We start from the raw sequence: 21,131 nt of genomic DNA on the forward strand, positions 1-21,131 counted from the left end.
GCATCTCAAACCCCTGATTTCATACAAATGGTTGCTCAGAACGACTGATTCCGTGCACAATCAACACATGTCGAACCCGGATTCCCAGCCCGGCGCGTCCGCCGTGTCCCTGCGAATCAACCATTCACGCCCCGGCGCCGCCTTCCAGCTGGACGAGCTCTCGAAGGCCATCATCGAGAAACTGCAGCAGGACGGCAGGCGGTCCTACGCCGGCATCGGAAAGGCGGTCGGGCTGTCCGAGGCCGCCGTCCGCCAACGGGTGCAGCGGATGGTCGATGCCGGTGTCATGCAGATTGTCGCCGTCACCGACCCGATGCAGCTCGGCTTCGCCCGGCAGGCCATGATCGGCATCCGGTGCACCGGCGACACCACCAAGGTCGCCGAGAAGCTCGCCGCCCTGGAATCCGTCGACTACGTGGTGCTCACCGCGGGCACCTTCGACGCCATCGTCGAGGTGGTCTGCGAGGACGACGGCGACCTGCTCGACCTGCTCAACACCAAGATCCGCGCTGTTCCGGGAGTGATAGCAACCGAAACCCTCGTATATCTCAAACTTGTTAAACAGCAATACAATTGGGGAACCCGATGACCATCATCTCCGAAACGGACCAGACCGCGACCAGCGATCTGGCCGCCAAAGCCAACCGCCATCTCTGGGGACACTTCGCCCGGCACGGCGACGGCATCACCCCGCCGATCATCACCCGCGGCGAGGGCACCCGGATCTTCGACGACAAGGGCAACAGCTACATCGACGGCCTGTCCGGGCTGTTCGTGGTCCAGGTCGGCCACGGGCGTGAGGAACTCGCCGCGGCGGCGGCCAAGCAGGCCGAGAAGCTGGCCTTCTTCCCGCTGTGGTCCTACGCCACCCCCACCGCGATCGAACTCGCCGAGCGGGTGGCGAATTACGCTCCGGGCGATCTGAACCGGGTCTTCTTCACCACCGGCGGCGGCGAGGCCGTGGAGAGCGCCTGGAAGCTGGCCAAGCAGTACTTCAAGCTGACCGGCAAACCCGGTAAGCACAAGGTGGTTTCGCGTTCCATCGCCTATCACGGCACCCCGCAGGGTGCGCTGGCGATCACCGGGATCCCGGCCTTCAAGGCACCTTTCGAGCCGTTGACCCCGGGCGGTTTCCGGGCGCCGAACACCAACTTCTACCGTGCACCGGAGCCCTTCGCGCACGACGAGAAGGCCTTCGGCCAGTACTGCGCGGACCGGATCGCCGAGGCCATCGAGTTCGAGGGACCCGAGACCGTGGCGGCCGTCTTCCTGGAACCGGTGCAGAACGCCGGCGGCTGCTTCCCGCCCCCGCCCGGATACTTCGAGCGGGTCCGCGAGATCTGCGACGAATACGACGTGCTGCTGGTCTCCGACGAGGTGATCTGCGCCTACGGCCGGATCGGCTCGATGTTCGCCTGTGACGATTTCGGCTACGTGCCCGACATCATCACCAGCGCAAAGGGTTTGACGTCCGGTTACTCCCCGCTGGGCGCGATGATCGCCAGCGACCGGTTGTTCGAACCGTTCAACGACGGGCAGACCGTGTTCGGCCACGGTTACACCTTCGGCGGGCATCCGGTGTCGGCGGCGGTCGCCCTGGCCAATCTCGACATCTTCGAACGCGAGGGCATCAACGCCCACGTGAAGCAGAACGCCCCGGCGTTCCGGGCCACCTTGGAGAAGCTGTACGACCTCCCGATCGTGGGCGACGTCCGTGGCGAGGGTTTCTTCTACGGGATCGAGTTGGTCAAGGACAAGACGACCAAGGAGACCTTCAACGACGAGGAATCCGAGCGGCTGCTGCGCGGCTTCCTGACCCCAGCGCTGTGGGAGGCCGGCCTGTACTGCCGCGCCGACGACCGCGGCGACCCGGTGGTGCAGCTGGCGCCCCCGCTGATCAGTGGCCAGGCCGAGTTCGATGCCATCTACGACATCCTGCGCAACGTGCTGACGGAGGCCAGCGCCCGGATGTGACCGGCGACCCCGGCTGCGCAACCGCCCGCCGAATCGCCCCCACCTCATGTCGGTGATGTGCCAAAGTGTGGGCAGATTCCTACGGCCGACAGGGCACTTTCGCCGATGACCGACGTGCTGGACCCATCCGACGGGATTCACCTCGACTCCCGTGCTGAGCGCGGTGCCCCCGGGGGGAGCTTCCGCCGGCTCCTGCCCGGGCTCGACGACGTCGAACAGCAGTGCTGGGATCAGTACGTTGAGGCGTCGACGCGCATCTGGACGCTGCTGCAGCGCACGTTGCAGAGCGAGCACGGTCTCGGCCTGTCGGACGTCCGTCTCCTGGCGATCCTGGCCGACGCCAAGGACGGATCGTGCCGGATGGGCGAGCTGGCGCACGAACTCGTCGAGCGCCCCAGCCGGGTGACCGAACAGACTCAGCGACTGGAAACGCAAGGGCTGCTCACCCGCAGGCCCAGCGAGCGCGACCATCGCGGCATCACGGCGACGATCTCCCGGGCCGGCCGCGAGCGCCTGCGAGCGGCCATGCCGACGTACGCCGGCATCGTCCGCCAGTACTATCTCGACCCGCTGACCCGCGGACAGATGACCGCCACCGGCGACAGCAGCCGCCGGGTCAGCGAGGAACTCAGACGACTCCGGTAGCGCTCGCGGCCGATCCCGCGAAGTGTGCCGGGCGAGGCACTATCGTCTCGAGCGGGAGGCGGTTCCCTGCGCGTGGGGTGATCTTGGACAATCGCTTTTGCGAGCCTGGTGCCGCCTCCCCCACCGGCATCCCGCGTCGACCCGCCGGTCGTTGCTGCAGTAACGCTGCAGCCCGGTTCGGCCCATGCAAGCAGTCTTCGTATCGGTTGGGCAATAGCGAAGCCTGCTAACCGGGTCGGCACCGCGCAGCAAGTATCGGCCGTCGCTCAGCAAACCCACCACGCAGTTGTAACAGGTTGCAATCGACAGATCGCCTACTTTCGATCTGAAATAACACCCAGTTGCCTAAAGCGCTTTGTGATGCGCTAGTCACAGCTCAGCTACCTATTTAACGAATTAGTCAATTAACTGGCGGGCAGATTCGCTCGGCACCGCCGTTTCGCTTCGCCAACAGCCCCTTTTATCAGCATTTACACAGGTACGTTGACCGTGTCCAAGATCACAGTTCCACCCGAGGGGAAACAAACATGCACGTATCGGCTCGTTCGTATCTCACAGCCGGGGTGGCGTTCGTCGGCGCCGGCGCCATCGCGCTCACTCCCATCCAACCCATCACCCCGGGGCTTCAACAGGTTGCCGCACCGGCACCCGTGGTGATTTCGTCGACCGAGGTGGAACTCGCCGCACTGGTGAACCCGATCGTGTTGTGGGCCGAGGCCCTCGGCAATACTGCGGGCAACGTCGGATCGCTGGCGACCACGGTCTTCCAGGATCCGGCGCCGATCCTGGAGGCGTTCATCCGGAATCAGATCGCCGCCGGGTCGACCCTGGTGGACGTCCTGGTCCCGGTCGCCAGGGATCTGATCACCGGCTTGACCAAGGTGCCGCAGGCAACCATTGCGGCGGTGCGGACCATCCTCAGCGGTCAGATCTTCCAGGGCGTCGGTGAGCTGGCCCTCGTGCCCCTCAGCCCGATCATCGGCGCCATGTTCCCGCTGCTGCTGGGCGGGGGACTGGACAAGATCACCGCCATCCTGCAGAACCCGTTCGAGAACATCTCCCGGGTGATCGGCAAGATCGTCAGCCCGATGACCCTGGTCCAGGTGGGCCTGCCGCTGCTGACCGACCTGATGGCACCGATACTGCAGATCGGTGCGACCGCCCAGGCAATCTTCGACGGCCTCAAGACCCGAAATCTGGAAGCCGTGATCAATGCGATCATCAGCTTCCCCTCGGACATGTTCAACACCATCCTCAACGGCAGCTCCAACCCGATGATCGGCAACGGTGGCCTGCTCGGCCCGAATGGTCTGCTCGCCGGGCTGCTCGGTCTGCGCAAGGGCATCGCCGACGTGATCGAACCGGCGCCGGCCACACCACAGCACCCGCCGGCCCCGCTTGCGCTGGTTGCCGCCGGATCGTTCGCGGAGGCGTCGGCACCGTCGGCGAACGACCTGCCCGGCGACGCGGCTGACGTGGTCACCGTCAACCTCAGCCTCGATGCGGGACCTGAGCCCGATGGCGCGGTCGAGACCGCCGTCGAGGTCGAAGAAGTCACCGACGAAGTCCTCGAGGACGAGGTCACCGAGGACGAAGTCTCCGAGGACGAGGTGATCGACGACGAGGACGTCGCATCCGAGGAGGAGGCGGTCGACGAGCTGACCTCCGACGACGAGGCCGAAGACGCCGATGCCGGTGCACCTGCGACCGGTTCGGAGTCGACGTCGTCGAGCACGGGCGGAGACGCCGGCAATGCCGGTGACGACGACGCAGCCGACGACGACAGCACCGACGACACGTCGGACAACTCGTCGAGCGGTGCCGACAGCTCCGGCCCCTCCGGCGGCGAGGAGTAATCCCTAGGAACCCGGCCGGCCCTCCCGCGTCCTGCGGGAGGGCCGGCTGCCGTCCCGGCCTCGCCACACCAATCACACAAGTCACATCAGCCACAGCGTGGCACGCTGGATTTTGGGTTGCCTTCTCCTAATCTGCAATCACGATGGCTTCCCACCTCTGGTTGCGCCGACTGGCGTGCACCCTCACCGCGGCCCTGATGCTGACCGGCACAACGCTGGTCGCTGCGCCGTCGGCCGGAGCCGACCCGGGTCCCGACCCCTGCCCGTACCGGGTGGTGACACCACCCGCGGTGGACGATTCGGAGGTCCCCAAGGCCGGGCCACCGCCGCAGCCACTGCCGGTACCCGCGACCCCGCCGGGCGGCGAGGCCATGAGCGGGTGCGGCCTCATCACGGCGCCCGATACCCCACCGGTGCCCGGCGATGTGTCCGCCGAGGCGTGGTTGGTGGCAGACATCGACACCGGTGAAGTGATCGCCGCCAAGGACCCGCACGGGCGCCACCGTCCCGCCAGCGTCATCAAGGTGCTGACCGCGATGCAGTCGATCCAGGAACTGCCGATCAATCGCATGGTCACCGGCAGTGAAGCCGACGAACATGCCGAGGGCAGCAGCGTCGGAGTCAAGAACGGCGAGCGCTACACCGTCAGCGATCTGCTGCACGGCCTGCTGATGGTCTCCGGCAACGACGCTGCCCACGCACTGGCCGCCCAGCTCGGCGGGATGGACACCGCGCTGCAGAAGATCAACAATCTCGCCCGCAAGCTGGGGGCCCGTGACACCCGGGCCGCCACCCCGTCGGGCCTGGACGGGCCCGGCATGAGCACCTCGGCCTACGACATCGGGCTGTTCTACCGATTTGCTTGGCAGAACGAGACTTTCGCCAAGATCGTGGCGACCCAGACATACAAGTGGCCGACCTACGACCTGGAGAACGACAACAAGCTGCTCGCCAACTACCCGGGTGCGCTCGGCGGCAAGACCGGCTACACCGACGATGCCGGGCAGACCTTCGTCGGCGCCGCCGAACGCGACGGTCGTCGTCTGGTCGCGGTGTTACTCAAGGGCACCCGGGTGCCGATCGCTCCGTGGGAGCAGGCCGCCCGGCTACTCGACTACGGCTTCGCCACCGCACCGGGCACCAAGATCGGCACCCTGGTCGACCCCGACCCGACGCTGGTCGCGCCGGAACCCAAGGCGGCCCCGGACCCGACCGCAGTGGCGGCGACCGCGCTGCCGAGCGCCGATGCGCTGCCGGTCCGCATCGGTGTCGCGTTCGTCGGTGTCATCATCGTCTTCGCGCTCATCATGGCGGCGCGGTCGATGAATCGGCGCCCCCAGCACTGACATTCAGGCCCAGCGCCGCAACAGCGCCGCTGCGCCCGAGCACAGCTCCGCGACGACATCGGCCGCGTCGGCCTGCCTGCGTAACTGGCCGACCCCCTCGCCGGCATTGACCGGGGACCCGCGCAGCACCCGCTCCGGAATGTCGGCCGGCCAACGGTATCCGGCCGCGATGTCGTGCTCGGAGGTCAGCTCGGTCTGTGTGCCGGCCATCAGTTCGGCGCGGGCGTCACCGGTGGTCAGCGCCTCGGTGCACGCGGCGAAGGCGGTACCCACCCACGCCCCGGACGCGCCGGCCGCCAGCACCGCGGCCAGCGCACGCGCCGAGGTGACCGCGCCGGCGGCCAGCACCGGCACGTCCACCGCATCGAGCACCCCGGCCAGCAGGGCCAGGGTGCCCATCGCGGGCCTGCCGTGGCCGCCGCCCTCGGCTCCACGGGCCACCACGACATCGACCCCGGCGTCGGCTGCGCGGCGCGCACTCTCGATGTCGGGCACCTGGGTGGCCACCCGCACCCCGACCTCATGCGCCCGCGTCACCCAGCTCCACTCGTCACCGAAACTCACGCTGAGCAGGCTCGGCCGGGCGGCCAGGGCGACATCGAGAAGCTCCGGCCGCTCGGCCATCACCCAGTGCACCAGGCCGATACCGAAAACGCCCGCCCGATCCCCCAGTTCGGCCAGTTCACCGCGCAGCGCGTCGGCGGTGGCGGCGCTGCCCATCCCGATCATGCCGAGCCCGCCGGCCCGGGACACCGCCGCGGCCAGCCGTCCTCCCGCTGCCCCGCCCATCGGGGCGTTCACCACCGGAACTCGGATACCGATCTCTGCGCACCATGGTGTCGACAACCACATGGCCACCGACGCTACCGCTTTGCTACGGTCGGATTGTCACCATGTGACACCGGACGAGGCGGCACCGTACCCGGCCAGCGACAAGACGGCGCCTTGGAGGTGCGTCGTGGCGTGGTTGGTTCTGGTCATCTCAGGCGTGTTGGAGGCCGTCTGGGCGACCGCACTGGGCAAGTCGGAGGGCTTCAGCAAGCTGGGCCCGTCGGTGGTCTTCGGCGTCACGGTGGTGCTGTCGATGATCGGGCTGGCCTATGCGATGCGCACGCTACCGGTCGGCACCAGCTACGCCGTCTGGGTCGGCATCGGTGCCTCACTCACGGTGGCCTACGCGATGGCCACCGGCTCCGAGGGGGTCTCGCTGGTCAAGATCCTGCTGCTGCTCGGCATCGTCGTCTGCGTGGTGGGTCTGAAGCTGATCGCGCATTAGAGATCGAGCCCAGACGCCGTCAGCGACGGGACCGCAGCATCCTGGACAGACCGAACGCACCGATGGCCCCGGCCGCGAAACCCGCGACCGCCCCGGACATCCCGACGCCGTCGCGGACCTGGACCCGGGGACTGATCCGGACCGGTCCTGGCGGATCGATCGGCATGGCGGCCAGGTTCTCCGGGGACGTGGCCGCCCAGGCGGTGGCGAACAGGATCAGCCGTGCGGTGATGTAGGCGAACACCATCAGACCCAGCACCGGCCCGAACGTCGCACCGGCCGGACCGGTGAGCACCGACTGTAGGTAGATCGAGGCCACCTGCTTGAAGATCTCGAATCCGACCGCGGCGAGCAGGCCCGCCCGCAGCGAACTGCGGAAGCTCACCGACTCCCGGGGCAGCCGGGCGATGATCCAGGTGAACAGCATCCAGGAGATCAGCAGCGACGTCGCCCAGGACGCGATCTGCAGCCCGATGCTCAGCCCGGGGGCGTCGGGAAGCCCGAGCCAATCCAGCACCGTCGTCATCGTGGACTGTTTGCTCAGCGCGGTCAGGCCGATGGTCAGCGTCATCGCCACGAACGCGGACACCAACGCCAGCAGGTCGCTCACCTTGGTGGCCACGAAGCCCTTGGGCTCGTGCCGCTGCTCCCACATCTGACTCAGCGCCTCGCGCAGGTTGGCCATCCAACCGAGGCCGGCCCACGCCGCGGTGGCCAGACCGATCACACCGACGGTGCCGCGGGAGGAGATCGCCGAGTCCATCAGTTCCACCAACTGGGCACCGAGATCCCCGGAGACGGCGGACCGGATCCGGTCCTCCACCTCGGTCATCAGATCGGGTTGGTTGGCCAGCACGAACCCGCCGACCGAGAAACCGACCATGAGCAGCGGGAACAACGCGAAGATGGTGAAGTAGGTGATGCCGGCGGCGTAGAAGTCGCCCTTGCTGTCGTTATAGCGTTCCTGGGCACGCATGGTCCGGTCGAGCCATCCGAAACGGTTGCGCAACCGCTCCATCACACCGGGCTTGTCCGGATCGGACTGAGCTGTCGACACCGCTTCGCGGTCGACCATGGGCACCCCTTTCCGGGCGGTCAGAGCGTCGGCGGCAAGAATCCCATGCGGTCATATACCCGTTGCAGGGTCACCGAAGCGACCTCGTCGGCCCGCGCGGCGCCCTTTGCCAGCACCGCCTGCAGTTCGGTCGGGTCGGCGAGCAACTCGTCGACGCGCGCCTTGATGGGGGTGACGAATTCGACCACGGCGTCCGCGGTTTCGGTCTTGAGATCGCCGTACCCACGCCCGGCGTACCCGGCCACCAGGGTGTCGATATCGGTGCCGGTGACCGCGGACTGGATGGTCAGCAGATTGGACACGCCCGGCTTGGCCTCGCGGTCGAAGCGGATCTCGCGCTCGCTGTCGGTGACCGCCGACCGGATCTTCTTGGCCGTCTTCTTGGGGTCGTCGAGCAGGCTGATCAACCCGGCGTCGGTGGCCGCCGACTTGCTCATCTTGGCCGTCGGCTCCTGCAGGTCGAAGATCTTGGCGGTGGCCTTGGGGATGATCGCCTCGGGCACCACGAAGGTGTCCGGGAAGCGGGAGTTGATCCGCTCGGCCAGATCCCGGGCGAGCTCGAGGTGCTGACGCTGGTCCTCACCCACCGGGACGAGATCGGTGTCGTAGAGCAGGATGTCGGCGGCCATCAGCACCGGGTAGGTGAACAGGCCGACCGTCGTCGCCTCGGCGCCCTGCTTCTGCGACTTGTCCTTGAACTGCGTCATCCGCGAGGCCTGCCCGAACCCCGCGAAACAACCCAGCACCCAGGCCAGTTGGGTGTGCGCAGGCACGTGGCTCTGCACGAACACCGTCGCCTTGGCCGGGTCGACACCCAGGGCGAGGTACTGCGCGGCGGTCACCAGGGTGCGTTTACGCAGCACCTCGGGGTCCTGCGGGACGGTGATGGCGTGCAGGTCGACGACGCAGAAGAAGGCGTCGTAGTCGTTCTGCAGGCTGACCCACTGATTGACGGCACCGAGCGCGTTACCGAGGTGCAGGGAATCCGAGGTTGGCTGTGCGCCGGAGAAGACGACGCTCTTGGAGGGGACGCTCATGGTCCCTCGATTTTCGCACTGCCGTCATTCGGTTTCCGCGCGGGTCAGCAGGCCGAGTACGCGAAGGAAGGTGCGCCGCTCGTCGGCGGTCAGCACACCCAGCCAGCGTTCCTCACCGCGCTGGATCTCGGCCTGAGCGGCATCCTTGACCTTCTGCCCGTCGGCGGTGATCGCCAGCAGGCGGACCCGGCGGTCCTCGGGATCGACCTGACGCTCGATGTAGCCGCGGTCCTGCAGGTCATCGAGGGTGCGGATGATGCGCGTCTTGTCGGCACCGATCGCCTCGGCCAGGGCGGCCTGGGTGCGGACCGGCCCACCGTCCAACGCGCAGAGCACCACGTAACCCCACATGGTGAGGTCGTGCGCCTCCAGCACGGGCAGTTCGGCGGCGGCCATGTCGCGCAACAACGGGGCGAGCATGGCCGCCAGGTCGGGACGTCGCGGCACCGCCACATGCTAAGCGTTGTCAAACCATATGCTCGTGCCTATCATAGGCGCATGCACATTAACTCCGTGGACATTGCACCGCTACACCGCACCGCCGTCCTGCAGTCCGTCGCCGTCGTCGAGTCGGTCACCACAGCCGACCTGGATCGGCCCACTCCGTGCGCGGGGTGGACGGTGGCAGACCTGCTCGCCCACATGACCGTCCAGCACCGCGGGTTCGCGGCCGCGATTCGCGGCAACGGCGTCGACGCCCGGATCTGGGATCCCAAGACGGCCGGCGCGCAGGTGCGGGCCGACCCGGTGGACACCTACACCGCTGCTGCCCGAGAGGTGCTCGAGGCATTCAGCATCGATCGAATCGACGACGCCGTCTGCGCCCTACCCGAATTCGGCCCGAACGCAACGGTGCTCGGCTCGATCGCCAGGGCCATGCATTTCGTGGACTATGTCGTGCACGGCTGGGACGTCGCCGCCAGCCTCGGCGTGGTGTTCCGGCTGCCCGACGAGGTGGTCGCCGCGGCGTTGCCGATCGTGCTGGGCATCCCCGACGACGAGTCCAGAGACGCCGCGAACGCACCCTTCGGGCACGCTGTGGAGGCCACCGGCACAACAGATCTCGGCACGCTACTGGCACACCTGGGCAGGCGGCCGGAGTGGTCGGCTCAGGAGAACTCGACGTTGACCGGGGCGTGATCGGACCAGCGCAGCGCGTACAGCTCGGCCCGGTCGACGTTGGCCGACACCGCCCGGGCCGCCAGCGCGGGGCTGGCCAGGTGATAGTCGATGCGCCAGCCGGCATCGTTGTCGAAGGCCTTGCCGCGCCAGGACCACCAGCTGTACGGGCCGCCCTCGACGTCGGGGTGCAGTGCACGCACCACATCCACCCAGCCGGTCGCCATCAGATCGGTCAGCCACTGCCGCTCACCGGGCAGGAAACCGGCCTTCTTGACGTTGCCCTTCCAGTTCTTGATGTCCCGTTCCGTGTGTGCGATGTTCCAGTCGCCGCACAACACGGCGTCGCGGCCGACAAGCAGCAGTTCGGCCATCCGCACCTGCACCGCGGCCATGAAGCGTTCCTTCTCCAGCTGCCGATCGGTCTCGGCCTCACCGGTGGGCAGGTACACGCTGGCCACCGTGAGACCGGCGGTGTCGACCTCGATGTAGCGGCCGTGCGTCGCGAATTCCTCAGCGCCCGAACCGATCCGCACCGCGTCGAACGGGGTGCGCGACAGCACGGCAACCCCGTTGCGTCCCTTCACATGCGGTGCGGCGGCTGCCAGGTGCCAACCATCGGCCAGCGCCGGCGCGAGCGCGTCCGCAAGCTGCTCGTCGTCGGCGCGGGTCTCCTGCAGACAGACGATGTCGGCCGCGCTCTCCTTCAGCCACGGCAGCAACCCGAGGTTCTCCGTGGACCGCTGCTTGACCGCTGCGCGGATGCCGTTGACATTGACGGTGGTGACGATCACGGAGGACGACCCTAGCCGACCCCACTGACCAGCAACCCTTGCAGTACCGGCGGTACCGCCTTAACGTCGGGCACCATGACCCAACGTGCACCCATTCACCGCGGATCGGGTGAACCGGTCCTGATGCTGCACCCGTTTCTGTGCTCCCAGAACGTCTGGCGGACGGTGGCCGATCAACTGGCCGACACCGGCCGATTCGAGGTGCTGGCACCCACCATGGTCGGCCACCACGGCGGCGCCCGGGCCGGAACCTGGCTGCTGGACACCGCCACACTGGTCGACGACGTCGAACGCCGGATGGACCAGATCGGCTGGGACACTGCGCACATCGTCGGCAACTCGCTCGGCGGCTGGGTGGCCTTCGAGCTGGAGCGCCGCGGCCGGGCCCGCACCCTGACCGCCATCGCGCCCGCGGGCGGATGGGGTCGGCACTCCCCCACCAAATACGAGACCGTGCTGAAGTTCCTGCTAGGCGGCCCGACCCTGCTCGCGGCCCGGCTGATCGGTCCGCGCATCCTCGACCTGCCGTTCGCCACCCGGATCGCCACCCTGCCGGTCAGCGGCCCGGCCGACGGACCCAGCCGCGCCGATCTGGTGGCCCTGGTCGAGGACGCCACGCACTGCACGGCCTACGCGCAGTTGATGATCAAGACACTGCGGCTGCCCGGCCTACTGGAACTGGCCCAGGTCGGGGTGCCCACTCATCTGGTGCTGTGCGAGAAGGACCGGGTCTTCCCGAGCCCGCGCGGCACAAAGTACTTCATCGAGCATCTGCCGACCGACGCGACGGTCACCCGCCTGCCGGGACTCGGGCACATCCCGATGCTCGAGGCGCCCGGGGTGATCACCGAACTGATCACCGAGTTCGTCGACCGGCACACCGGTCCCGAGCGCGCTGCGCCGCCGGCCGGCTGACCGGCTCGCCGAGACTACGGCATCGCGACACAACCCGTAGTCCCGGCGGAGGCGGCTAGCTCTTCGCCTTTTCCAGGGTGGCGTTGAACGTCTTGGACGGACGCATCACGGTCGCCGTCTTCTCCGGATCCGGGTAGTAGTACCCACCGATCTCGGCGTGGGCCCCCTGAACCGAGTTGAGCTCGGAGACGATGGTCGCCTCGTTCTCGGCCAGCGACTTGGCCAGCGGCGCGAAGTACTGCGCGAGTTCGGAGTCCTCGGACTGCGCGGCGAGCGCCTGCGCCCAGTACAGCGACAGGTAGAACTGGCTGCCGCGGTTGTCCAGCTCGCCGGTCTTGCGGGACGGAGACTTGTTCTCGTCCAACAGCTTTCCGACGGCAGTGTCCAGCGTGTCGGCGAGCACCTTGGCCTTGGCGTTGTCGGTCTTGTTGCCCAGGTCCTCCAGGCTGGCGCCGATGGCCAGGAACTCACCCAGTGAATCCCAGCGCAGATGATTCTCCTCGATCAGCTGGCTGACATGCTTGGGCGCCGAACCACCGGCACCGGTCTCGTACAGCCCACCACCGGCCATCAACGGCACGATGGAGAGCATCTTTGCGCTGGTGCCCAGCTCCAGGATCGGGAACAGGTCGGTCAGGTAGTCGCGCAGGATGTTGCCGGTCGCGGCGATGGTGTCCTTGCCGCGGATGACGCGCTCCAGCGTGTACCGCATGGCCCACACCTGCGGCAAGATCGTGATCTCCAGGCCCTCGGTGTCGTGGTCGGCCAGGTAGGTCTTGACCTTCTTGCGCAGCTCGTTCTCGTGCGGACGCTCGTCGTCCAGCCAGAACACCACCGGCATCCCGGACAGCCGGGCGCGGGTTACGGCCAGCTTGACCCAGTCCCGGATCGGGGCGTCCTTGACGATCGGCATACGCCAGATGTCGCCCTCCTCGACCTCCTGGCTCAACAGCACCTCGCTCGAGTCGTTGTCGACGATCCGGGCGTAACCGGGCTCGGGGATCTCGAAGGTCTTGTCGTGGCTGCCGTACTCCTCGGCCTTCTGCGCCATCAGGCCGACATTCGGCACGGTACCCATGGTGGTGGGGTCGAACTGGCCGTGCGTCTTGCAGAAGTTGATGACCTCCTGGTACATCCGGGAGAACGTCGACTCCGGGTTGACGGCCTTGGTGTCCTTGGTGCGGCCGTCGGCGCCGTACATCTTGCCGCCGAGCCGGATCATCGCCGGCATCGAAGCGTCGACGATGACGTCGGACGGCGAGTGGAAGTTGGAGATGCCCTTCGCGGAATCGACCATCGCGAGTTCCGGCCGGTGCTCGTGGCAGGCGTGCAGATCGTTGATGATCTCCTCGCGCTGCGAGGCGGGCAGCGCCTCGATCTTGTCGTACAGGTCGGACAGGCCGTTGTTGACGTTGACGCCCAGCTCGTCGAAGAGCTTGCCGTGCTTGGCGAAGGCGTCCTTGTAGAACACCTTCACCGCGTGCCCGAACACGATGGGGTGACTGACCTTCATCATGGTGGCCTTGACGTGCAGGGAGAACATCACGCCGGTCTTGTAGGCGTCCTCGATCTGCTCCTCGTAGAACGCGATGAGAGCCTTCTTGCTCATGTACATGCTGTCGATGACATCGCCCTCGTCGAGCTTGACCTCGGGCTTGAGCACGATCGTCGGGCCGGCCGCGGTGACCAGCTCCATCCGCACATTGCGCGCCTTGTCCAGCGTCATCGACTTCTCGCCGTGGTAGAAATCGCCGGTCTTCATGGTGGCGACGTGCGTGCGGGAGGCCTGCGACCAGGCACCCATGCTGTGCGGGTGCTTGCGGGCGTACTCCTTGACCGCGTTGGGCGCGCGGCGGTCCGAGTTACCCTCGCGCAGCACCGGGTTCACCGCGCTGCCCAGGATCTTGCCGTACCGCTGGCGGATCTCTTTTTCCTCGTCGGTCTTCGGGTCGCCCGGGAATTCGGGCAGGTCGTAGCCCTTGCTCTTGAGTTCCTTGATGGCGGCCAGCAGCTGGGGCACCGAGGCGCTGATGTTGGGCAGCTTGATGATGTTGGCAGACGGATCCTGGGTCAGCTCGCCGAGCGCGGCCAGGTTGTCGGGCACCTTCTGCTCATCGCTCAGGTAATCGCTGAACTCGGCCAGAATGCGGGCCGCGACGGAGATGTCGCTGGTCTTCACATCGATGCCGGCCGCTCCGGCGAACGTCTGGATGATCGGCAGGAAGGCATAGGTCGCCAGCAGCGGTGCCTCGTCGGTCAGGGTGTAGATGATGGTCGGCTGCTCGGCGCTCATAAGGGTCTCCCGGCCTCAATGTCGGTCAGTTGCAGCGAAAATCGGCCCCTGCCGGGGTGTCCGACAACGGCGATTTCCGCACCAGTGGGCAGTCCTCGACCGTTCTGATGGCGGTCACCGGTCTGTCCTCGGAGGCAACACTACAAGGACCGTTGCACGCGCGACGGGCCAGCTTTGACTACCGGCCGGTAATTTTTTTCGCAGTTGCGACACCTGGCGAGAACCGGGTGGCACCAGGTCAACGTCGTGAGCTAGGCTTTGTACCGGTCATGAGTGCCAGCATCGAGCCCCGGCTTGCTGGCCGGCAACCCTCCAACCGCGGTGGGGTGCTCCGGGTGAAGACCAGGTTGAGCAGGCGTCGGGAAACTTCCGATCGGCTGTAAGGCAAGCGCGGGTCCGTCGGATCGGACCCCCAGGAGACAGGGAAACCTGATGGAGGCCGACCATGCGTTGTTGTCCGTGAACCGATCGCGCGGCGCTGTCGTCATCTGACGAAGCGCCGCTTCCGGTACCAGACCACATCCGACGTTCGCAGGAGAAACCACATGACCAACCCGGACACCGATCCCCAGGCAACCTGGTCCTTCGAGACCAAACAGGTGCACGCCGGCCAGACGCCCGACGCCGCGACCAACGCCCGCGCGCTGCCGATCTACCAGACCACCTCCTACACCTTCGATAACACCGCACACGCCGCGGCGCTGTTCGGGCTGCAGGAGACCGGCAACATCTACACCCGGATCGGCAACCCGACCACCGATGTCATCGAACAGCGGGTGGCCGCTCTCGAGGGTGGGGTCGCGGCGCTGTTCCTGTCCTCCGGGCAGGCCGCCGAGACCTTCGCGATCCTGAATATCGCCGGTGCGGGAGATCACGTCGTATCCTCGCCCCGGCTCTACGGCGGCACCTACAACCTGTTCCACTACACGCTGCCCAAGCTCGGTATCGAGGTCAGCTTCGTCGACAATCCCGACGACCCGGACAGCTGGCGGGCCGCGGTGCGGCCGAACACCAAGGCGTTCTTCGCCGAGACCATCTCCAACCCGCAGATCGATGTGCTCGACATTCCCTCGGTGGCAGAAGTAGCTCATCAACACGGCGTCCCACTGATCGTCGACAACACCATCGCCACCCCGTACCTGATCCAGCCGATCGCGCACGGCGCCGACATCGTGGTGCACTCGGCGACCAAGTACCTGGGCGGCCACGGTTCGGCGATCGCCGGGGTGATCGTCGACGGCGGGAACTTCGACTGGACCCAGGGCCGGCACCCCGGATTCACCGAGCCGGACCCCAGCTACCACGGCGTGGTGTTCGCCGAGCTCGGCCCGCCGGCCTTTGCACTCAAGGCCCGCGTGCAACTGCTGCGCGACCTCGGATCCTCACTCTCGCCGTTCAACGCCTTCCTGATCGCCCAGGGTCTGGAGACGCTGTCGCTGCGCGTCGAGCGGCACGTGTCCAACGCGGTCAAGGTGGCCGAGTACCTGTCCGGCCGCGACGAGGTCGTCTCGGTCAACTACGCCGGACTGCCCACCTCCCCCTGGTACGAGCTGGGCCGCAAGATCGCCCCCAAGGGCACCGGCGCGGTGCTGGCCTTCGAGCTGGCCGGCGGCATCGAGGCCGGCAAGGCATTCGTCAACGCGCTGACCCTGCACAGCCATGTCGCCAACATCGGCGACGTCCGTTCGCTGGTGATCCACCCGGCGTCGACCACCCACGCGCAGCTCACCCCGGAGGAGCAACTCACCACCGGCGTCACCCCCGGCCTGGTCCGGCTGGCGGTCGGCATCGAGGGAATCGGCGACATCCTGGCCGACCTGGATCAGGGCTTCGCCGCGGCGAGGGCCTTCGCCGGCACCGGGCAGACGGTCGAGTCGGTCTGAGCGCAGCCGTGACGACTTTCGACATACTGAGCGACGTGCCGTCGACCCTGCCCGCTGAAGGTGAGATCGGGGTCGTCGACATCGGCGCCTTGACGCTGGAGAGCGGCGTGGTCATCGACCAGGTGTCGATCGCGTTCCAGCGCTGGGGTGAACTGTCTGCCGAGCGCGACAACGTGGTCATGGTGCTGCACGCCCTCACCGGCGATTCGCACATCACCGGCCCGGCCGGCCCCGACCACCCGACCCCGGGATGGTGGGACGGTGTGGCCGGTCCCGGCGCGACCATCGACACCGGCCGCTGGTGCGCCATTGCCACCAACGCCCTCGGCGGCTGCCGCGGCTCGACCGGGCCCAGCTCGATCGCGCCGGACGGAAAGGCCTGGGGCTCAAGGTTCCCCGCCATCACCATCCGGGACCAGGTGAATGCGGATCTGGCCGCGCTGGCCGCGCTCGGCATCACCCGAGTCGCCGCGGTGATCGGCGGTTCGATGGGCGGGGCACGGGCGCTGGAGTGGATCGTCGGGCATCCCGACACCGTGCGCGCCGGGCTGATCCTGGCAGTGGGGGCGCGTGCCACCGCCGACCAGATCGGCACCCAGAGCACCCAGGTCGCCGCGATCAAAGCCGATCCGGACTGGAACGGCGGCGACTACTACGACACCGGACGCACTCCGGCGTCGGGTCTGGAGATCGCGCGCCGGATCGCCCATCTCACCTACCGCGGCGAGGCCGAACTGGATTCGCGGTTCGCCAACGACGCCCAGGGCAACGAGGACCCGACCAACGGTGGCCGCTACGCGGTGCAGAGCTACCTGGAGCACCAGGGCGGCAAGCTGGTCTCGCGGTTCGACGCCGGCACCTACGTCGCGCTGACCGACGCACTGAGCAGTCATGACGTCGGCCGGGGCCGCGGCGGGGTGGCTGCCGCACTGGCCGGTTGTCCGGTTCCCGTGCTGGTCGGCGGCATCACCTCCGATCGGCTCTATCCGCTGCGCCAGCAGCAGGAACTGGCCGACCTGCTGCCCGGTTGCGCCGAACTCAGCGTCGTCGACTCCATCTACGGTCACGACGGGTTCCTGGTGGAGACCGACGCGGTGGCCCCGCTGATCCGGCAGACCCTGGAGATCGCGTCCCGGTGAGCCAGTCGAATCAGCAACGGTCCCTGTCCTTCGGTGAAGAGGCGGCCGCCTACGAGCGCGGGCGCCCGTCCTATCCGCCGGAGGCCATCGACTGGTTGCTCCCGCCGGACGCCCAGCGGGTGCTGGACCTGGGTGCCGGCACCGGAAAGCTGACCGTGCGGCTCGTCGAGCGCGGCCTGGACGTGGTCGCGGTGGACCCCATTCCGGAGATGCTCGAGGTCCTCAGCCGTTCGCTGCCCCAAACCCCGGCGCTGCTGGGCACCGCCGAAGAGATCCCGTTGCCCGACGACAGCGTCGATGCGGTCGTGGTGGCCCAGGCCTGGCACTGGTTCGACCCGCAGCGCGCGACCCGGGAGATCGCCCGGGTGCTGCGCCCAGGCGGCCGGCTCGGGCTGGTGTGGAACACCCGCGATGAACGGATGGGCTGGGTCAAGGATCTCGGCGCCATCATCGGCCACGAGCACGACCCGCTCAACGACGAGGTCACCCTGGCCGCACCGTTCACCGACCTGGAACGCAGCCACGTCGAGTGGACCAGCTACCTGACCCCGCAGGCCCTGATCGATCTGGTGGCCTCCCGCAGTTACTGCATCACCTCCCCGACCGCGGTGCGCACCCGCACGCTGGAGAAGGTCAGGGAATTGCTGGCGACCCATCCGGCACTGGCCAACAGCACCGGTCTGGCGCTGCCGTACATCACCGTGGGAATCCGGGCGACGCTGGCCTGACGCCCACACAGGGCCTGATTCAGCAAACGGAATAACCGTTGCCCGGAATGGGTAGTAGATCGGAGATCTACGAGAGGCCCCGCCCCATGACGAAGCCCGGGCACGACCATCTTGCCGAAGCCGGTGAAACCGCCCCGATGGTGCAGATGGCCGCCATGGTGATCGGCGCGGTGTTCCTGTTGATCGGCCTCGCGGGCTTCATCCCCGGCATCACCACCGGTTTCGACCGGCTCGAATGGGCGGGCCCGCATTCGGGTGCGCTGCTACTGGACCTCTTCGCCGTCTCGGTGCTGCACAACACCGCGCACATCGCTGCCGGGATCGCCGGTCTGGTGCTCGCGCGGGCGCCGGGCACCGCCCGGGTCTACCTGGTCTGCGGTGGCGTGCTGTGCTCCGCGCTCTGGCTCTACGGCGTCCTGATCGACCACCGCGGCCCGCTGAACGTGGTTCCGGTCAACGGCGCCGTCAACTGGCTGCACCTCGGCCTGGCCGCGGCGATGCTCGGTTCCGGCCTGGCGCTGGGACGGATGACGGCCCGCCCCGACCCGGTGTGATTCAGGACGTGCCCAGCGGGTCGATCGTCCAGGCAATGTAGAGCACCGTCGCGCTGACGGTCGCGGTGGTGGCGAAGTCGATTGTGCGGGAACGGATTGCCAACAGGCCGGCCCGTTCGTCCGAGAGCGTCAGCCGCATCACCGCCGCGACCCCGACCGCGATACCCATGACCAGTGCACCGCGGCGCCAGTACCCGGCGATCACCAGGCCGAGAGCGGCGATCAGGATCAGCCCGACCACCAGGATCGGCCACTGCCCGGCAAACACCTTGCGGGCGAACTCTTTCGGTGTCATGTGCTCTTCGCGCAAGCGCTCATCGGCGGCATCTACTCCTCGCGCAAGCGCTCATCGGTGTCATCTACTCGTCGCCGTCACGTGCGGATCGCCCGAGATCACGCTCCGCGCGCTCCACCACGTTCGTCAGCAGGAACGCCCGGGTCAACGGGCCCACCCCGCCGGGATTCGGCGACACGTGCCCGGCGACATCCCAGACGTCCGGGGCGACGTCGCCGGTGAGCTTGCCCTCCACCCGGCTGACGCCGACGTCGACCACGGCCGCGCCGGGCTTCACCATGTCGGCGGTCACCATGTACGGCACACCGACCGCGGCGACGATGATATCGGCTTGGCGGGTCAGCTCGGCGAGATTCCGGGTTCCGGTGTGGCACAACGTCACTGTCGCGTTCTCCGACCGGCGGGTCAGCAGCAGCCCGAGCGGCCGGCCGACCGTGACGCCGCGGCCGATCACCACCACGTGCGCGCCGGCGATGGGAACGTCGAAGCGACGCAACAGGTGCGCGATGCCGCGCGGCGTGCACGGCAGCGCGGCCTCCTTACCGAGCACCAACCGGCCGAGGTTGGTCGGGTGCAGCCCGTCGGCGTCCTTGTCCGGGTCGATCCGTTCCAGTGCGGCGTTCTCGTCCAGGTGCTTGGGCAGCGGCAACTGCACGATGTAGCCGGTGCACTCGGGGTTGGCGTTGAGTTCGTCGATGGTCTCGTCCAGGGTGGCCTGGCTGATGTCGGCGGGCAGGTCGCGGCGGATCGAGGTGATGCCCACCTTCGCGCAGTCGGCGTGCTTGCCGCGGACATAGGCCTGCGATCCCGGGTCGTCACCGACCAGGATGGTGCCCAAACCGGGCGTGCGGCCCGCGGCCGTCAATTTCGCCACCCGATCCTTGAGATCGCTCAGAATCTCGTCCCGGGTGGCCTTACCGTCGAGTGTGCTCGCTCCCACGGGAGCCATCATTCCACCCGCATGGCAGGCTAACGATTATGAACACCCAGCCAGAAGTGTTCACCGATGTGTTTGGCGAGGCCAAGCTCGGCCCGGTGACCCTGCGCAACCGCATTATCAAGGCCGCGACGTTCGAGGCATCCACCCCGAACGCCCTGGTCACCGATGACCTGATCAAATACCACCAGCTGCCCGCCGCGGGTGGGGTGGGCATGTCCACGGTCGCCTACTGCGCGGTGGCTCCGGGCGGGCGCACCGACGGCTGGCAGCTCTGGATGCGCCCGGAGGCGGTACCCGGACTGACCCGGCTGACCGAGGCCGTGCACGCCGAGGGCGCGGCGATCAGCGCCCAGATCGGCCACGCCGGCCCGGTGGCCAACTCGCGGACCAACAAGGCCAAGGCGCTGGCGCCGGTGCGGTTCTTCAACCCGCTGTCCATGCGGTTCGCCAAGAAGGCCACCGCCGAGGACATCCGCGAGGTCACCGAGGCGCACGCCAACGCCGCCCGGCTGGCCATCGACTCCGGGTTCGACGCGGTGGAGATCCACCTCGGCCACAACTACCTGGCCAGTTCGTTCCTGTCCCCGCTGATCAACCAGCGCCGCGACGAGTTCGGCGGTTCGCTGGAGAACCGCGCCAAGGTGGCCCGCGGTGCGGTGCGCGCGGTGCGCGACGCCGTGGACAGCTACGGCGACAAGAAGATCGCCGTCATCGCCAAACTCACCATGACCGACGGCATCCGCGGCGGCATCCCGGTCCACGAGGCGCTGCAGACCGCCAAGTGGCTGGAGGAGGACGGCGGGCTGGACGCCCTGGAACTCACCGCGGGCAGCTCGCTGGTCAACCCGATGTACCTGTTCCACGGCGAGGTCCCGCTCAAGGAGTTCGCCGGGGCGTTCAAACCGCCGATCAGCTGGGGCATGCGGATGACCGGCCGGAAGTTCCTGCGCGATTACCCGTACCGGGAGGCCTATCTGCTGGATCTGGCCCGCAAGTTCCGGGCCGAGCTGAAGATGCCGCTGATCCTGCTGGGCGGCATCACCAATCGCGAGACCATGGACCGGGCGATGGCCGAGGGCTTCGAGTTCGTCGCGATGGGCCGGGCCCTGCTGGCCGAGCCGGACCTGATCAACCGGATCAAGGCCGACGGACAGGCGCACACGGTCAAGTCGATCTGCGACCACTGCAACAAATGCATGCCGACCATCTACAGCCACACCCACTGTGTGTTGACCGGAGCGCCGGACACGCTCACCGTGTAG

General features: G+C 67.6%; 21 protein-coding genes and 2 riboswitches. Of the genes, 13 read left to right on the top strand and 8 right to left on the bottom strand.

The window, feature by feature from the left end; translation table 11 throughout:
* Positions 1-67: 67 nt before the first annotated feature.
* The 5 genes from V4U86_RS21105 (at position 68) to V4U86_RS21125 (ending at position 5,821) form a co-directional block, all read left to right on the top strand.
* The gene (locus V4U86_RS21105; protein ID WP_057166871.1) at positions 68-589 is read left to right on the top strand and encodes an Lrp/AsnC family transcriptional regulator; all 522 of its coding nucleotides are present in this window, start codon (positions 68-70) and stop codon (positions 587-589) included.
* Positions 586-1,974 carry an aspartate aminotransferase family protein gene (locus tag V4U86_RS21110; protein ID WP_395307868.1) on the top strand — a complete coding sequence of 463 codons (1,389 nt, stop codon included), beginning with the start codon at positions 586-588 and terminating at the stop codon, positions 1,972-1,974. Before V4U86_RS21105 ends, V4U86_RS21110 begins: the two co-directional genes overlap by 4 nt.
* Before the next feature lie 105 nt (positions 1,975-2,079).
* Positions 2,080-2,619: a MarR family winged helix-turn-helix transcriptional regulator gene (locus V4U86_RS21115; RefSeq protein ID WP_395307869.1), complete on the top strand. Its 540-nt coding sequence runs from the start codon at positions 2,080-2,082 to the stop codon at positions 2,617-2,619.
* A gap of 527 nt (positions 2,620-3,146) precedes the next feature.
* Positions 3,147-4,475 carry a hypothetical protein gene (locus tag V4U86_RS21120; RefSeq protein ID WP_395307870.1) on the top strand — a complete coding sequence of 443 codons (1,329 nt, stop codon included), beginning with the start codon at positions 3,147-3,149 and terminating at the stop codon, positions 4,473-4,475.
* Positions 4,476-4,618: 143 nt separating this feature from the next.
* Positions 4,619-5,821 carry a D-alanyl-D-alanine carboxypeptidase family protein gene (locus V4U86_RS21125; RefSeq protein WP_395307871.1) on the top strand — a complete coding sequence of 401 codons (1,203 nt, stop codon included), beginning with the start codon at positions 4,619-4,621 and terminating at the stop codon, positions 5,819-5,821.
* Positions 5,822-5,824: 3 nt separating this feature from the next.
* Here the strand turns inward: V4U86_RS21125 and V4U86_RS21130 are convergent, their stop codons facing one another.
* Positions 5,825-6,673, bottom strand: coding sequence for a nitronate monooxygenase (locus V4U86_RS21130; protein ID WP_395307872.1), 849 nt, complete (start codon positions 6,671-6,673; stop codon positions 5,825-5,827).
* A gap of 30 nt (positions 6,674-6,703) precedes the next feature.
* A riboswitch (guanidine-III (ykkC-III) riboswitch) is annotated at positions 6,704-6,768 on the top strand.
* Positions 6,769-6,779: 11 nt separating this feature from the next.
* Here V4U86_RS21130 and V4U86_RS21135 point away from each other — a divergent pair.
* Positions 6,780-7,097, top strand: coding sequence for a DMT family transporter (locus tag V4U86_RS21135; RefSeq protein WP_395307873.1), 318 nt, complete (start codon positions 6,780-6,782; stop codon positions 7,095-7,097).
* Between the two features lie 19 nt (positions 7,098-7,116).
* Here V4U86_RS21135 and yhjD read toward each other — a convergent pair whose 3' ends face one another.
* From yhjD to V4U86_RS21150, 3 genes are read right to left on the bottom strand one after another with little or no spacing between them, the layout of a single operon-like run.
* Complete coding sequence (gene yhjD, locus V4U86_RS21140; protein WP_395307874.1) at positions 7,117-8,172, bottom strand: inner membrane protein YhjD; 1,056 nt, start codon at positions 8,170-8,172, stop codon at positions 7,117-7,119.
* Positions 8,173-8,192: 20 nt separating this feature from the next.
* The gene (gene trpS / locus V4U86_RS21145) at positions 8,193-9,209 is read right to left on the bottom strand and encodes a tryptophan--tRNA ligase (RefSeq protein WP_395307875.1); all 1,017 of its coding nucleotides are present in this window, start codon (positions 9,207-9,209) and stop codon (positions 8,193-8,195) included.
* Between the two features lie 24 nt (positions 9,210-9,233).
* Positions 9,234-9,629 carry a MarR family winged helix-turn-helix transcriptional regulator gene (locus tag V4U86_RS21150; protein WP_395312142.1) on the bottom strand — a complete coding sequence of 132 codons (396 nt, stop codon included), beginning with the start codon at positions 9,627-9,629 and terminating at the stop codon, positions 9,234-9,236.
* Positions 9,630-9,707: 78 nt separating this feature from the next.
* Here V4U86_RS21150 and V4U86_RS21155 point away from each other — a divergent pair, with 78 nt between their 5' ends.
* Positions 9,708-10,349 carry a TIGR03086 family metal-binding protein gene (locus tag V4U86_RS21155; RefSeq protein ID WP_395307876.1) on the top strand — a complete coding sequence of 214 codons (642 nt, stop codon included), beginning with the start codon at positions 9,708-9,710 and terminating at the stop codon, positions 10,347-10,349.
* On the opposite strand, the gene V4U86_RS21160 is transcribed toward V4U86_RS21155, so the two are convergent.
* Positions 10,319-11,122, bottom strand: a complete 804-nt coding sequence (locus V4U86_RS21160) for an exodeoxyribonuclease III (RefSeq protein ID WP_395307877.1) — start codon at positions 11,120-11,122, stop codon at positions 10,319-10,321. The two genes, V4U86_RS21155 and V4U86_RS21160, sit on opposite strands and share 31 nt — an antisense overlap.
* 75 nt (positions 11,123-11,197) lie before the next feature.
* On the opposite strand from V4U86_RS21160, the gene V4U86_RS21165 reads away from it, so the two are divergent.
* A complete protein-coding gene (locus V4U86_RS21165) occupies positions 11,198-12,037 on the top strand; it encodes an alpha/beta fold hydrolase (protein ID WP_395307878.1) in 840 nt (279 codons plus the stop codon).
* A 55-nt stretch (positions 12,038-12,092) separates the two neighbouring features.
* Here V4U86_RS21165 and V4U86_RS21170 read toward each other — a convergent pair whose 3' ends face one another.
* On the bottom strand, positions 12,093-14,330 hold the full coding sequence (locus V4U86_RS21170) for an NADP-dependent isocitrate dehydrogenase (RefSeq protein WP_395307879.1): 2,238 nt from the start codon (positions 14,328-14,330) through the stop codon (positions 12,093-12,095).
* Positions 14,331-14,595: 265 nt separating this feature from the next.
* A riboswitch (SAM riboswitch) is annotated at positions 14,596-14,727 on the top strand.
* 148 nt (positions 14,728-14,875) lie between these two features.
* Between V4U86_RS21170 and V4U86_RS21175 the strand changes: the two genes are divergently transcribed.
* From V4U86_RS21175 to V4U86_RS21190, 4 genes are all read left to right on the top strand, one after another.
* Positions 14,876-16,213, top strand: coding sequence for a bifunctional o-acetylhomoserine/o-acetylserine sulfhydrylase (locus V4U86_RS21175; protein WP_395307880.1), 1,338 nt, complete (start codon positions 14,876-14,878; stop codon positions 16,211-16,213).
* A 23-nt stretch (positions 16,214-16,236) separates the two neighbouring features.
* Positions 16,237-17,352, top strand: coding sequence for a homoserine O-acetyltransferase MetX (gene metX, locus V4U86_RS21180; protein WP_395312143.1), 1,116 nt, complete (start codon positions 16,237-16,239; stop codon positions 17,350-17,352).
* Complete coding sequence (locus V4U86_RS21185) at positions 17,349-18,080, top strand: class I SAM-dependent methyltransferase (protein ID WP_395307881.1); 732 nt, start codon at positions 17,349-17,351, stop codon at positions 18,078-18,080. Before metX ends, V4U86_RS21185 begins: the two co-directional genes overlap by 4 nt.
* 86 nt (positions 18,081-18,166) lie before the next feature.
* Positions 18,167-18,634: a DUF4383 domain-containing protein gene (locus V4U86_RS21190; RefSeq protein WP_395307882.1), complete on the top strand. Its 468-nt coding sequence runs from the start codon at positions 18,167-18,169 to the stop codon at positions 18,632-18,634.
* A gap of 1 nt (position 18,635) precedes the next feature.
* Here V4U86_RS21190 and V4U86_RS21195 read toward each other — a convergent pair whose 3' ends face one another.
* Both V4U86_RS21195 and V4U86_RS21200 read right to left on the bottom strand, forming a co-directional pair.
* The gene (locus tag V4U86_RS21195) at positions 18,636-18,929 is read right to left on the bottom strand and encodes a DUF3017 domain-containing protein (protein ID WP_395307883.1); all 294 of its coding nucleotides are present in this window, start codon (positions 18,927-18,929) and stop codon (positions 18,636-18,638) included.
* 64 nt (positions 18,930-18,993) lie between these two features.
* Positions 18,994-19,869 (bottom strand): bifunctional methylenetetrahydrofolate dehydrogenase/methenyltetrahydrofolate cyclohydrolase, encoded by an 876-nt coding sequence (locus V4U86_RS21200; protein ID WP_395312144.1) that lies wholly within the window; start codon positions 19,867-19,869, stop codon positions 18,994-18,996.
* A gap of 38 nt (positions 19,870-19,907) precedes the next feature.
* Between V4U86_RS21200 and V4U86_RS21205 the strand changes: the two genes are divergently transcribed.
* Positions 19,908-21,131 carry an NADH:flavin oxidoreductase gene (locus tag V4U86_RS21205; protein ID WP_395307884.1) on the top strand — a complete coding sequence of 408 codons (1,224 nt, stop codon included), beginning with the start codon at positions 19,908-19,910 and terminating at the stop codon, positions 21,129-21,131.

Source organism: Mycobacterium sp. AMU20-3851 (genome assembly GCF_043974665.1).
Classification (GTDB): domain Bacteria; phylum Actinomycetota; class Actinomycetes; order Mycobacteriales; family Mycobacteriaceae; genus Mycobacterium.